Annotated in this window: 1 protein-coding gene and 1 pseudogene; both read left to right on the forward strand. The window is 52.7% G+C overall.

What is annotated here, in order from left to right; genetic code table 11:
- On the forward strand, positions 1–362 hold a 362-nt coding region (locus J3T95_RS09100), incomplete at its 5' end, for a hypothetical protein (RefSeq protein WP_267451180.1).
- Positions 363–432: 70 nt separating this feature from the next.
- Positions 433–1,408 (forward strand): annotated as a pseudogene (locus tag J3T95_RS09105) (hypothetical protein); the annotation flags it as partial.

Here is a 1,408-nt window from a genome sequence, read left to right on the forward strand (position 1 = left end):
GGCCTGGTCGGCTTCGTGGCCTGCCTGAGGAACAAGCAGGAAAACCGCCACTGACTCCGGTAGCATCAGCCAGGGCCTGTACCCATTTTTCCAATTCCATGGAGATGAAGGCAGGCCCTGGCCTTATTTCCCGTGTTGCTGCCGTTGCCAAGGCTGTATTCGCCCCCAACCCAGACCGGACGGAAGAAGACAACATATTCCTTCTCGCCAGCTGGGTGCGGGGCTTGTCGGGGGGGGGCAAGACCTTGAACGGTAGCAAAACACCCCATCTGAATTCCAGATTATGCCCTTTAATTTCTGTAGCCTTGAAAAGCAAAGAAAAAATTATATGCATTGTTGTGCTCTATGTGCAGTTGCCTTAATTGGGGTAAGTCAAAAGCAGAGTTGATTTGTTCTAGAGCATGATTTCATTATGATCTGGGGGGTATTGCATTGAAGCGTTTGCAGGGACGGGACGCTAAGCGTGTGAGTCGTTCGGTCATCGCTGTTCTGGTGACCCTTCTGGCGGTGCTGGCCATGGTTGTTCCGCTTGGGCTGAGCGCCTTGTCGGCCGGTCAGGCGAATGCCGTCGACGGGCAGGACGGGACGGCCAGCAGGAAGCCGCTGCTCTATCGGATGTTGGGCTACAACAATAAGATTGATTCCTATCAGGATGAGCTGCGCATGGACTTCATCCTGCGCGTGAAGCACAACGAGTTCGACCCTTCCTGCGCCAATGCTACCGGCGGTGCCGACACCAGAGGCAATTGTAATTTGGCCTTTGTCTATCAGTACAAGGGCTCAGATAGTCCGTCATACTATCGCAGAATAAGGTATCTGAACACCATTGCTTCAGCGTCACCCTCAGATCAGCCCTGGTCTGGAGCCTATAAGTGGGCGCAGAACAGGGATGAATACTTCACTGTGCACACGATAATCAATTCTGGTTTATATGACTATTTGACCATTTCCATCGAGGGCGATCTGGCGCTTAAGAATTCTGCTGATGCGTCATATTACCAACCTGGCGGTGCCGACGAGCCTGTGCATATCTATGCGGTTGTTGGTGAACAGAAAGGGGTGCTATCTTGCAGCCGTCCTGGTACTCCATGGAGATGGGCCACCACTACAATCGATGATTGTAAAAATTTCGAGCCTGGCACAATGATAAATGCGCCGGACAGGGTGTCCAATGTGACCTCAGCTCTATCGGCAAATGGCAAGAACTTCACCCTGTATATGCAAGAATGCCTGGGCAAGGGCGCTGGTCTTCAGTGCAGCGGCCCGTATTCTTGGGTAGGCTGGGATAACAACCCAAATCTCTACGGAGGCAATCAGTCGAACTGGGGCATGGTGACTGATTATGGTTTTCCTGCTTATGCTGGTCTCAGCATCAGTGGCACTGCTCCGGGAACAGCCCCGTCCCGGT

The sequence above is a fragment of the Bifidobacterium sp. B4079 genome (genome assembly GCF_026537385.1).
Taxonomy (GTDB): Bacteria; Actinomycetota; Actinomycetes; order Actinomycetales; family Bifidobacteriaceae; genus Bombiscardovia; species Bombiscardovia asteroides_I.